This window comes from Aquibacillus sediminis, from assembly GCF_005870085.1.
Lineage (GTDB): Bacteria > Bacillota > Bacilli > Bacillales > Amphibacillaceae > Aquibacillus_E > Aquibacillus_E sediminis.
In genome coordinates, this window is record NZ_SZNM01000003.1 from 226,953 (window position 1) to 239,619 (window position 12,667).

Here is a 12,667-nt window from a genome sequence, read left to right on the forward strand (position 1 = left end):
AAATCTCCCTTTCTATTCTTTGAACTTTGATTAAGAACTACTTTTACTCGTTTTCTCTGATCGTTGAACATCCAAACCGAGGGCAGAAAGTGCCGCGATTCTGCCAAAGACAGAAGCTTTCCCTAATGAACTTCCCGTCATATACCCTGCACCATGAAAACCACCAGCAATTTCACCAGCAGCATACAAACCAAGCACTGGTTCTTGATACGGATTGATCACTTGCGCTTTGGTATTCACTGCAACACCAGCATAGGTCGCAAGCATGGCAACGGTGGTTCTAAATGCATAAAATGGGCCGTTTTCAATTGGGATCAGCTCTCCATAATTATGGGTCAATGTTTTTCTACCAAACGGATCTGATCCAGTTTTTATCGCTTCGTTATACTCAGATACCGTCTGCTTTAAAGTGGCAGGATCTATATCTATGTCTCTGGCAAGTTCTTCTAATGTATTTGCCTGATAGACAAGTCCATGGTTAGCTAGTTTGTCAAAGTCATAGAGTTTATCACCGGGGACACTTTGATCCATGACAGTTTGGTCCCATATTTGATAACTCACCCCGTTTGGTTGCTTTAAGGCTGCATTACCCAATAGTTTATAGGAGAGCGATTCATTGACAAATCGCTTCCCATTTCCATTTACAATAATGGCCCCTTTATAAAAGGCTAGACCTTGATGTTTAATAGGACCATCTGCTGTCGGATGAAATCCATACGTTCCATTAAGATATGGGAGTTCTCTAATCCATGCCCCATGCTCCCATGCCATCAACAAGCCATCCCCTTTATTACCTAGTCCACCAATCCGAAGCGCACTTTTTAGATGTGGGGCAAATTGAGCAAGTAGCTCTTCACTTTGTGAAAAACCACCTGAAGTAAGCAGGATGCCTTTTTCTGCAAGTGTAATTCTTGCTTCCCCATCCATTTCATAATAGACACGGTCCACCCTGCCAGCGGCATCACTTAGTAGCCTTTTGGCAGGGGCATCAAGATAAATCGTCACATTCGGTAGTTCTTGTGCCCGCTGAAATAAGGTTCCAATTGCTTGATCAGAATCAATCGTATGCCCACGCGGAATGCTGTGACCACTGACTGCTTGGAGAGATTTAAACTCTACTCCGTGATCCACAAGCCAATGATACGTTTCAAGCTGATGAGCGCCATAGGCATCTACTAGCTCACGATCATTGACACCGCCACCAACACTCATCATGTCATCAATCAGCGCTTGTGATGAATCGTCAAGCCCTTTCTCCTGTTGCATTGGCGTTCCCGCAAACGCCATATACCGACCACTAAGCAGGGAACTGCCACCAACATCCGGCTGTTTTTCTAGTAGCAACACACTTGCACCTTGTTCTCCCGCTTCAACCGCAGCACATAAACCAGCGAGTCCAGCCCCTAATATGATTAAATCTGTGCTATCCATTTTTTTCACTTCCTTATAAAGTGCTATGTTGTAAATCAGTTACAATTTGGTTGTGAGCTAAGCTTTAATCGTCTGATAGTTTGCTTCTTTATCTTGAACCGTATCACCCCAATACGTATTGCCGATTGCTCTTTCTTCCATCGACCATTCAACTGGTTCCCAATCCGGTTCAAAGATTAAGTAACCACCAGTAAATAGTTCCACTCGACAGCCACTACCTGGATCAATCACATAAATATACATTGCTTGACTAATCCCATGTTTTCCTGGTCCAATAAACTGAATCCCTTCCTCACTTAAAATATCCGCTGCCCGTAATAAATCACCAGCATCATCCAACCAATAAGAAATATGGTGCAGGCGATTTGGTGTCTTTTCTTGTGGTCTTGGAGTTAACGCAATATCATGGACTAGGTTCGTAACACTTAACCAAGCTGCTACAACGGAACCATCATCATTGCTTACATATTCACGTAAGTTAAAACCTAATTGTTCCGATAGATATTGATACAGATCGCTTATGTCCATTGAGGTCGCGATATTGACATGATCAATTCGTCTTGGCGACACCCCTTTACGCCATGATTGATAGCGTTGATTTTTCAGGACTGAACGTCGGTCTTTGTCGGCTAGTGGCTTTTCCATGTCAAAATATATTTCAAAACTATGCTGGGTTGGGAGTTTAAATCGAATCGCTCTTCCTTGTCCAGCTTCTTCGCCAGCTTCTACCCACGTCACTTCTGTACCCGCTTTTGTTAACAGTTCTGCAAATCCATCGACATCTTCAGCACGCTTTGCTTTCCAAGCTATGTGATCCACATATCCCTCACTACCTGGTGTTAAGGAAAGCGTGTGGTGCTCAAAATCACCCCATGCACGTAAATAGACAGTTCCTGCTACCTCTTCTGTTACTTCTAATCCAATGACCTCTTTAAAAAAACGAAGTGACTTTTCCATATCTGATGTAACTAAAGCAATGTGACCTAATTTCGCAATCTCAGGCAATCCCATTGTAATTCCCCCTTATATAGTTTGAAATTCAATAAAGCTCTTTTGGTTTGTTGCTTTCAAATGTCATAGTCGATACAATCTCCGACGTAATTGATAATTATCTCGCTCATTCTTTATACAATGAGTGGTCATATAGCGCTGCGGAAATACACTACGCTTTCCTGTGGGGGGCTGGTGAGTCTCCTCGCGCTGTCGCACTGCGGGGTCTCACCGATGGTCTTAAGGACCACAGGCTAAAACCGTCCTTGTCGGACAACGCCTGCATGACCCTCGCCGGGCCTCAGGAGTCTCCGTGTATTTCCTCCGCTGACACAATACTATTTGAAATTTGTGAGTAAAAAATCACATATAATGATGTTTTTAAGGTGAGAAACTATCATTCATCAGAAAACAACCAACAGCGTAGGTAGAATACGGAGACTCCTCGAAAATAAAGAGCAATTTTCTTCGTGCGATGTATCGCTGCCGAAGTCTTCCTTGTCCTATGGGAACAGCACGGGCTGAAGATCCACGTGCTTTAAGAACCGTAGGCTAAGATCGCCATGTCCTGTGGCAACGCCTGCGTGACCAACATCCTGTTGGCCCGAGGCCGTGCCCATGGAAAGCGGAGTATTCTACCGAAGCGGTTGTATAACAAACATTTCTAATCAGGAATAAGGTTAACTAAAAAAAGTTACGTCGGAGTTTATGTTTATTGCGACAAAACAACAATTTTTTAGAAAACAACCTTTAATAAAAGCAAAATTCATTCTAATAACGCAGTGCGTTTGACTCTAGGCCAGCAAGTACTCGACCATAATTCTCTTTCGTAATCGTCGGTGATAAAGAACGGTGAGTGTGCAATGTTAAGAAATCCAAAATTACTCTTTGTAATGGATGGCCTTCATAAACAAATCCTGAACCGCTTGATTGGATAATGATATCAAGTGCTTCTTTACACATCTGATTGGCATAGCCAATGTCCGCTAATGTTCTGACTCTTGAGGCGCGGTCCATATAGTTGCCACTTTTCGCCCATTCATCAAGTTCATCGACAACGCGGTAAAAATGCATTTGGGCTGTATCAATTTTTAATGCGGCATCAGATAGCTGTAAATGTGTACTAGGAGCATCTCGTAAGTATTCAACCCCAATATGTGCTGCTTTCCGTTTTGGTAATCTTTCTTGGTACATATCCATTGCTGCCTTCACTGCCCCTAATGCTGGCAGACCTAATGATAAAATTAGTGCTGGAAATAATGCTGTATTGTATAGAGGAATATCACGTAGATGGTCTGACTGAAAATCTCCATTCAATGCTTCTGAAAAGGAAACAGCTCGGTGTTCTGGAATAAAGACGTTATGCATTTTTACGCTATTACTACCTGATCCTTTAAGCCCCATCGTGTACCAGTCGTCCATGATTTCCATTTCTTCAAACGGTAATGTCATTAACACTTGATCTTCTAAGTTGCCATTTTCATCATAAATCGGCATTCCGAAATATCCCCATGTTGCGTGAAGCGATCCAGAACAAAACATCCAAAATCCTTCCTCAATCATGTAACCGCCTTCAACTTTGTGCACAATACATTTTCGTGGTTCGTACACCCCGGCAAAAAGAACTTCTTCTGGGTCATTGCCGAAGATTTCTTCATGTGTTTTTTTGGAAAAGGATTCGGCTACCATTAATTCACGAATTCCACAAAGTGCCATAATCCAACCAGTGGAAGCATCCCCTCGCGAAATTTCTACGACTACATCTGAATAGGTTCGCATCGACGTTTCATATCCGCCATACTGCTTAGGTCGTAACAACTTGAATAATCCTGCTTGTTTTAAATCCTTGATCGTCTCTTCCGGTATGCGGCGAAGCCTTTCTGTTTCAGCAGCTCGTTCTCGTAATGTTGGAACCATATCGCGTGCACGATCAACAAACGCGGTTTCCGTTTGTGTTGTACTTGTCATATCAACATCTCCTTTTAATAGATTGAACCATTTCTTTTTTTGGAGATAAACGATATCTCTTATATAAAATTCTAGGTAATCAAGCGTAAAATTGATAGATGAAATACCATTTAAAATTACTGACTTTTCAAATAATTTTCACTAGTCTTTTTAAGCAATTATCAGTCATGAAATATAAATTAAATGAAAGTTTATTAAAAATAGTTTCTATACAAGCAATGAAAGCCTTTATTCGCGCTAGCTTATAAATGATTCGGCAAGAATAAGATAATTTGAGGAAATAGATAAACAATAATGATCAATGCTAAGATTGGTAAAATGAACAGAAAGGATCCTTTGAAAATATCCGTTAATTTTAATTCGTTTGCAACCCCATTTAATATAAAAGCATTCATTCCAATTGGTGGCGATATTAGAGCTAACTCCATTAAAATGCACATCACAACACCGAACCAAATTAAATCATATCCTAACGATTCAATAAGTGGTAACACAATGGGAAATGTAACTAACATCGCAGCCATCGCATCCATAAATGCACCCAAAATAATATAAATGAACACAATCAATATAAAAATGACTACTGGTGCAACCGCTAATCCTGTTAAGAAGTTATTTAAGATGGTTGGAATCCCTGATTGAACAATAAAACTATTTAGAATTAAAGCGGAAAGTAAAATAGCAAACAAAAAACCAACTGTTTTCAATGTACGAGATAAGACGTCGATCGCCTTTTTCACCGTTAGACTCCTTTTGAAAAGGGCGATAATTAGAGCACCAAACGCACCCATGCTTGCCGCTTCTGTTGGTCCAAATAATCCAACATACAAACCTCCGATAACGAAAATAAATAGTATAGTTACGGCAAAGATACTTGAAATACTCTGAAACCGTTGTTTCCACGTAAAGTGTTCCCCTTTTTGGGCTGCTTGCGGATTGATCGATACGATGATCATTACGGTGAGAATATATAGTAACGCTAATAAGATCCCTGGAACTAATCCGGCTAGCAATAATTTCCCAATATGTTGCTGAGCAATCACACCATATAAAATCATAAATGTACTTGGTGGAATCATAATACCTAATGTACCACCAGCGATAATCGATCCGCTCGTTAACGTTTTACTGTAATTATTTTTCAACATTTCTTTTGAAGCAATCGTTCCTAATGAGGCAGTTGTGGCGAGACTCGATCCCGAAGATGCCGCAAACACAGCAGATGCAGAAATGGTAGCAATCCCCATTCCTCCTCGTAATTTTCCAAACCATATTTTAAATGTCCGATATAGTTCACCACTAATACCTGATACATTCATCAGTTCACCCATCAAGACAAACATCGCAATCGTTGTCATGATATAATCTAAGCTATTGTTCATAACGGTCGTATCAATGACGTTTGCCAACACGTTCCAGTTTTTTAAATAGAGGATCCCTAGAATGGCTGGTAATGCCATCGAAAACGCAATTGGCACACGTAGTGTTAGTAACAAAAACATGGCTAAAATACACATCACACCGACAATTGGATCAGACATCCTCTAATCCTCCTTTTTCCGTTTTTTCTGGTTTTGCGAATAATTGTTGTACATTCACCATGCCCCATGCCATAAATCCAACAAAAGCAATCCATTTCAGTACATTATGTGGAAAACCTAACAGTAACGTCGTACGGTTTGCATCAAATGCTGCCACAATAAATACGTAACTAATAATCATGCAGATCGTAAATCCAATTAAATAGCTGATTTTATCAAACACCACTTGAACGTGCGGTGAGAAGCGATCAACCAGTAATCCGATTGAAATATGTTCTCTCAACGATTGCGTATAGGCGAACGAACACATAATTAACACATAGTGAATAATTTCTGCCATCTCCATTGACCCTAAAATTGGTGTTCCCAGTAACCGACTAATCACCCCAATGGTAATCACAAGCATCACTGCTACCATACAAATCATACCGATCCATTTTAATGCCCGCACAATGATGTCAAGCCCTTTTGATACTGTCTTCATTTAATCACCCTCTACCATTTTTTAATTGACCTTCTTTTTTCCATAATCGAAGAAAAGGCGTATACTCTTGGGGCAGTATACGCCTGTTAAAGAGGTGATTTAATCTAAGAATTCTAGTTCTACCCCATTTTCCCTTGAGATGTTCACATATTCCTCCATCATCTCTTCTCCTGCATATCCTTTACTATTAGCCATTTCAATCCATTCCTCCCACACTGGGATAGCCGTAGATTGTAAGGTTAACAAGTCTTCATCTGTAAATGTTGTGACTTCGCCTCCAGCTTCTTCAGCCTGCTGGATGACTTCATCATTTGTATCCATGACTTTCCTAGAATTCTCTACAAAAAGCTCTTCCCATTTAGGATTTAACTTTTCATCAAATAGCGTTTGTAGGTCATCTGGAAGAGATTGGTAAAAGTCTTGGTTCATCACACCTGAAGCTTGGGTAAAGGTTATTGGTTGATCAAGAAAGTTTGGTGACACATCGTATAGACTTAAACCTGTAAATACATCGTGTGTACTTATATAAGCTTCAATAATCCCTTTATCTAAGGAGTTGTATAGCTCTTCAAACGCAACTTCAGTTGGAACACCACCCATATTTTGAATCATCAAGGCATCAAGTTCACCAGAAACTCTTGTTGGTATATTCGACAAATGCTCTGGACTTTCAATCGGAGACGTACTATATAAATATCTTGGTGGCGGCGCTCCAACTCCCATTGGGACAACATCTTCCCAAATCATATCTTCATATTTCTTAGTAAACTCTTGCATAATGTAACTTGATAAAGTTGGGTCCTCCCCAGCAAAAGGTAAGTCACCGATTGTTGCCGGGAATAATTCAATATCTTGATGATACATCGTCAAGGCCATCCCAACATCATACAAACCACTTTTGACATCTTCTAAAACCGTTGTCGAGTCACCTAATGCACCATTAAAATGAACCGTTACCTCAACTCTGCCATCTGTTTCTTCCTCTACATATTCTTCCCATGGCACCCACACGTTTTGTGCTAATTGAGCATTGCTTGCAAACCAACTATTAACAACAAGTTCAATGGTTTCCTCCGAATTGGATGTGTCTTCAGTTTTCGTTTCTGAAGAAGTGTCAGCATCCTCATTTACATTTGTTGCAGGGTCATTACATGCAGCCAATCCTAAAAGCAGTAGAGATAAAACTACAAAAAACAACACCTTTTTATGAAATATCATACAAATCCTCCTTATTAATTAATGTTTTGATCAAAACTCGACGTATACGGGCTCTCTCGGTTGATTCACGCTCTAATTTCCGCTGAATCTACCGTGACACGAGCTCTCTCGGTTGATTCACGCTCTAATTTCCTCTGAATCTACCGTGACAAGGGCTCTCTCGGTTGATTCACGCTCTAATTTCTGCTGAATCTACCGTGACACGAGCTCTCTCGGTTGATTCACGCTCTAATTTCCGCTGAATCTACCGTGACAAGGGCTCTCTCGGTTGATTCACGCTCTAATATCCTCTGAATCTACCGTGACAAGGGCTCTCTCGATTGATTCAGTCAAGATTAGGAATCTCTTAATTTAATACCCTATTTATTAACCTTCGCATTCTCATCAGACATCAGAAACGTAGAATTAATGTACTTCCGATTACAATCGCAACCTTGTTTTGTAACTGTTTATCATAATTCCCCATTATTTCTACTCCTTTGTGGTTATGTTCTGAATTAACCAAGAAACTCACAAATCCTTTACACATCTAAAACCAATATTACCTGTCGAACTGTTTGGAGTATTGGCTGTACGTGCCGCTACACGATAGCGGTTACAATAGGTGTAATGACATAAATAAGAGCCACCACGCATCACACGTGTTTTTCCTTTTTTCGGTCCTTTTGGATTTTTAGTACCACCGCGTTTCTCCACACTTTTCGTGAACTTATCCGAACACCATTCCCATACATTGCCTGATACATTATATAACCCATAACCATTTGGAGAATAAGCTTTTACTGGAGCTGTTCCCGCATATCCATCTAGAACTTCATTTGAAGACGGGAACTTTCCTTGCCAAATATTACATTGATGAAATCCATTAGGTGTCAATTCATCTCCCCATGGGTACTTCTTCTGTTCTAATCCACCACGTGCAGCAAATTCCCATCCCGCTTCAGTAGGCAGTCGTTTCCCGGCCCATTTACAATAAGCTTTAGCATCATTCCAAGTTACGTGAATCACGGGATGGTCCATTCGATTTTCAATGGAGGAATCTGGGCCTTCTGGTTGCTTCCAATAGGCACCCTCCACAACCAACCACCACGGTGTTTCTACCACCCGTTGTGTAGATGCCAAAGCTGTTTTTCGACTGACAAATTGATAAAAAACAAACGACCAGCCAAATTTTTCTGCTTCTGTCTTATAACCGGTATCTTCAACAAATGCTTGAAATTGTTTATTGGTCACGTTACATGGATCCATATAGAAAGGATCTACGTATACCTTTCGAATTGGCCCTTCCCCATCGTCTGGAAAAGCATATTTATAATCAGTTCCCATTAAGAATTCTCCACCTGGTATATAAACCATCTCTTCATGTGATAGATTGCTAGCTTTATCGATAATTTGATCAGCGCCATCATGCTTTGTATCCTCAACAGATCGACTAGCAGCGCAACAGCTTTTCACCTTTTCCACCGTTCTCGCCCTCCTTTTTTAATAGATAAGATAAAAGGTGGAAGCCGGGAGGAATCACTTATGTGCCCGGCCTTCCAACACAAGTATCATTGCTAGTTTTCTTGAATGTCATATTCTACTTTCTCAATTTCCCCCGTAAATTCAAAGGTTCCTTCCTCTTCATAAGCTGGACTAACCGGGTATAATAAATCTTTCCCAACATCTAATCCTTCAAAGGAGAGTTTGAATGGATGAGTCTGTGCGATCTCTCCTTTTCCAACTTGGTCGCCATTAATCGATAATGTTGCATTTCCCTGATAGTCACCTGTCTTTTGAAACTCCATTGCTACTGTTGCTTCTCCAACTGGAACTTCTACATCAGATTCAACACGATAGATCGCATTGCCCATGTTATATTCATAAACTAGTCGATTATCATCAATATAGAATGTATAGCCACTCTGATAGCCTCCTAAAGCAACCAGCACACCTTCATCAGAATTACTCTCACGATCAATCGGAACTGTAATGGAATGAGAATTATTAATTGTAAATGGGCTTGCTCCTTCTGGTAAGTGAGACATACCAGGATAAAACGTAAACTGACTCTTAGCTCGAAGTGTATCTTCTGGAACAGATGTAAATCCATCTGGACCAGTATCACTCATTGGCAACACATCATACTTTTTCGCTTCACGGTCGAATTGCTTTTGCATTTGTTTTAATTTCTTTTGTTTTGCTTTTGCCAAATTATTATTCTCTGTCACATCTTCTTCGACGTGATATAACTCCCAAATGTCTTCCTCAAACGGCTGGCCTAATTGATGATTAGCAATTGCCTTCCACCCGTTTTCATAGATTGCCCGTTGACCATTATGTTCATAATATTGAGTAGTCTTACCTTCTGCACTAGAATCTGTGAACGTGTCTAGAAAACTTTCACCGTGGAGTGGCATTTGTTTGACTCCATTCACTTCTTTCGGCAATTCAATTCCTAATAGGTCATATACCGTTGGTGTAATATCACTTACATGTATATATTGATCACGAACCCCACCATTGTCTTCAATTACGATCGGATTATAGACAATAAGTGGTGAGCGAATTCCTGCCTCATAGGCTGTTGCTTTGTACATTTTAAATGGTGTATTACTCACTTGCGCCCAGCCACTAGGAAATTCAACCTTCGCCTTTTCTGTACCAATATCATCGTATTGATCCATAATTTGCTCCATATCTTGATCCATCACGTTAAACGTCAATGTATGATTTACTGAACCATTTTCTCCCCCTAAAGGACTTGCACCATTATCAGACAGAAGTACAATCATAGTGTTCTCCAATTCACCAACAGAACGTAAATGATCTATAAATCGACCAATTTGTTCATCCGTATGAGTTAAAAAACCTGCATAAGCTTCTTGGAATCTAGCAAATGCCTTTTTTTGATCTTGTGTCAGTTCATCCCAAGGTTGAACATCAGGATTACGATCGACAAACTCAGCATCTTCAGGAATTATCCCTAACTCTTTTTGCCTTTCAAATCGTTCTTTCCTGATTACATCCCAACCTTGGTCATACTTGCCCTTATACATGTCGATGTATTCATCTGGAACTTGAACCGGTTGGTGTTGTGCTCCAAAATTTAAAGATACAAAGAACGGTTTTTCAGCATTAATTGATACATGATCTGTCACATATTGGTTCGCTTGATCAACAATTACTTCCGATAGATGGAGATCTTCTTCATCGGTAACATCAACAAACGTATTATCATTCACCATCTCCGGTTTAAATTGATCAGTTGAATCTTCTAGAAAACCATAGAATCGATCGAACCCTTTTCCAAGTGGCCAGTTATGATACGGACCAGCTTGTGTTGCTTGATGAGATGGGGATAGGTGCCATTTCCCTAAAGCATAATTATTAATTCCTTGTTCCCCTAAAACTTCAGCTATTGTTGCTGCTTCTGGATTAATTTGCCCCCGTTTATTAGGATAATCTGAACCTAAGTCAAAATTAGCCACGGTCGCCATCCCAACAGCATGATGGTTTCGTCCCGTTAACAATGCTGATCTGGTCGGCGAGCAAGTTGGATTAACATGGAAATTATTATATCTAAGCCCATTATCTGCAAGCCAATCCATATTTGGTGTTGCAATCTCAGAACCATAACTTGCAAGGTCTGAGAAACCTGAATCATCTAAGACAATATAGGCAACGTTAATGTCAGCATCCCTACTTATCTTTGTTTGGTTATTATTGGAGTTAGCTTTCCCCTCATTATTATCTGCAGTTGCTGACGCTTCGCCATTGGCACAACCAGACAATAACGCTAATGTTGTAGCAGTTGCTGTAAATTTTTTTAATGGTGACCATGAAACATCAAGTAATCCTAATTTCAAATCATTACCTCCTCAAAATCTACATATCTAGTAAACTCCTAAAGACAGTTCACTGCTGGTAAAGCTTTTTCTTCTTTGGTGATTTTCTTTTTCTTTAAGCTTTCAATTCGAGCAAAGGAAATCCAGTGAAGTATTTCATCAGTTGGAACCTGATTGCCTGTTAAGGAAGGTTCCCCCCACATGATCAAACTAATTGTATAAAAGTATACAGTCAGACTTAGAAAAGTGATAAATCCCCTTTAAATCGATTCACTTCATACCCCCCAACATCTAAATCAATAGAAAATAATCGCCCTGCTTCAGGTTGGTGCCCTCTTTCATATTCGGACAATGGTTCTATCGCGGTTGTAATAAATAACGTTTTCAAGTCTTCCCCGCCAAACGTGCACGAAGTAACGTGAGAAGTAGGTACTGTAATACAATCAACCCACTTATTTGTCATTGGATTTATTTTAGCAATTACTCCATGTTTAGATGTCTTCTGAGCAATCTTTCCGCTTTTGAATAAAGCAACCCACAACATCCCTTCCTGATCAATCGTCATACCATCTGGAAAACCCTCCAGCTCCTCAAATATATACACAACTTGTTCGTTTTTTATTGTTCCAGTATCTGGCTCAAAGTCATATTGAAAAATTGACTGGGTAGCGGAATCAACATAATACATTCGGTTTCTAACTGGATCCCAATCCATCCCATTTGAAACAGTTATATTATTCCTTACCGAACGAATAGATAAGTTTTCGTCAATTCGATAGAGAAAAGCTTTTCTTTCTAAAAGCTCCATTGAAGGAGGTCGATCAGCTTCCTTGATTTTTTTAAAATCGTCATTGACCGAACCCGCCCATAGCCGTCCTTGTGGGTCACATTTGCCATCATTTAATAGAAACTTTTCGTTAAGACCTTCTGGTTTCCATAATTCCGTTATTGTTTGTTTTTTTAAGTCATATAGATAAAATCCATCAATCATAAATAAAATGAATTGACTCTTGGAATATTTTACAACTGCTGTCACAATTTCTGGCAATTGATAAGATGTTTCTTCTTTTGTTCTAAAGTTGTAACTTAAGATTTTTTTCTCTGCTAGATCGACCCAAAATAAAGAAGCTGTCTCGTGGTCCCATAATGGACCCTCACCAAACGTACTCTTCATACTCCCAAATACCTGCGCCTTCATTTTTTCACCC

The 12,667-nt window shown here is 39.9% G+C and carries 9 protein-coding genes; all 9 read right to left on the minus strand.

Annotated elements, in window-relative coordinates:
• Positions 1 to 30: 30 nt before the first annotated feature.
• The 9 genes from FCI53_RS04680 to FCI53_RS04720 all read right to left on the minus strand — a co-directional run bounded on the left by FCI53_RS04680 (position 31) and on the right by FCI53_RS04720 (position 12,657).
• Positions 31 to 1,431 (minus strand): FAD-dependent oxidoreductase, encoded by a 1,401-nt coding sequence (locus FCI53_RS04680; RefSeq protein ID WP_138416321.1) that lies wholly within the window; start codon positions 1,429 to 1,431, stop codon positions 31 to 33.
• Between the two features lie 57 nt (positions 1,432 to 1,488).
• Positions 1,489 to 2,442 (minus strand): VOC family protein, encoded by a 954-nt coding sequence (locus FCI53_RS04685; protein WP_138416323.1) that lies wholly within the window; start codon positions 2,440 to 2,442, stop codon positions 1,489 to 1,491.
• 750 nt (positions 2,443 to 3,192) lie between these two features.
• On the minus strand, positions 3,193 to 4,389 hold the full coding sequence (locus FCI53_RS04690; protein WP_138416325.1) for an acyl-CoA dehydrogenase family protein: 1,197 nt from the start codon (positions 4,387 to 4,389) through the stop codon (positions 3,193 to 3,195).
• Between the two features lie 242 nt (positions 4,390 to 4,631).
• Positions 4,632 to 5,930, minus strand: a complete 1,299-nt coding sequence (locus FCI53_RS04695; RefSeq protein ID WP_138416327.1) for a TRAP transporter large permease — start codon at positions 5,928 to 5,930, stop codon at positions 4,632 to 4,634.
• Positions 5,923 to 6,414: a TRAP transporter small permease gene (locus FCI53_RS04700; RefSeq protein ID WP_138416329.1), complete on the minus strand. Its 492-nt coding sequence runs from the start codon at positions 6,412 to 6,414 to the stop codon at positions 5,923 to 5,925. Before FCI53_RS04700 ends, FCI53_RS04695 begins: the two co-directional genes overlap by 8 nt.
• A gap of 99 nt (positions 6,415 to 6,513) precedes the next feature.
• On the minus strand, positions 6,514 to 7,632 hold the full coding sequence (locus FCI53_RS04705; RefSeq protein WP_138416331.1) for a TRAP transporter substrate-binding protein: 1,119 nt from the start codon (positions 7,630 to 7,632) through the stop codon (positions 6,514 to 6,516).
• Positions 7,633 to 8,142: 510 nt separating this feature from the next.
• Positions 8,143 to 9,096 (minus strand): formylglycine-generating enzyme family protein, encoded by a 954-nt coding sequence (locus FCI53_RS04710; RefSeq protein WP_246050008.1) that lies wholly within the window; start codon positions 9,094 to 9,096, stop codon positions 8,143 to 8,145.
• 92 nt (positions 9,097 to 9,188) lie between these two features.
• Positions 9,189 to 11,480: an arylsulfatase gene (locus FCI53_RS04715; RefSeq protein WP_138416333.1), complete on the minus strand. Its 2,292-nt coding sequence runs from the start codon at positions 11,478 to 11,480 to the stop codon at positions 9,189 to 9,191.
• Positions 11,481 to 11,697: 217 nt separating this feature from the next.
• Complete coding sequence (locus FCI53_RS04720) at positions 11,698 to 12,657, minus strand: SMP-30/gluconolactonase/LRE family protein (RefSeq protein WP_138416334.1); 960 nt, start codon at positions 12,655 to 12,657, stop codon at positions 11,698 to 11,700.
• Positions 12,658 to 12,667: the final 10 nt, after the last annotated feature.